Here is a 268-nt window from a genome sequence, read left to right on the forward strand (position 1 = left end):
CATCAAGCAGGCGGACAACGGCTGGATCGCCGTGGTGCAGCACTACTTCGCCACCGCCTGGGTGCCGCCGCAAGGCAAGCCGCGCAACAACGAAGTGCTGGAAGTGCAGAAGAACCTGTACGCCGCCCGCACCATCGAAGCCGTCGGCGAGATCGCCCCGGGCGCCGCCGCCCGCGTCGATTCGCACCTGTGGGTCGGCCCGCAGGACCAGAAGGCCATGGCGGCGCTCGCCCCCGGCCTGGAACTGGTGGTCGACTACGGCTGGCTG

General features: G+C 69.8%; 1 protein-coding gene. It reads left to right on the forward strand.

The window, feature by feature from the left end; translation table 11 throughout:
* On the forward strand, window positions 1–268 hold a 268-nt coding region (yidC, locus tag SB751_RS31085), incomplete at both ends, for a membrane protein insertase YidC (RefSeq protein WP_410749153.1).

Origin of the sequence: Cupriavidus sp. SIMBA_020 (assembly GCF_046535395.1) — a bacterium.
GTDB classification, from domain to species: domain Bacteria; phylum Pseudomonadota; class Gammaproteobacteria; order Burkholderiales; family Burkholderiaceae; genus Cupriavidus; species Cupriavidus campinensis.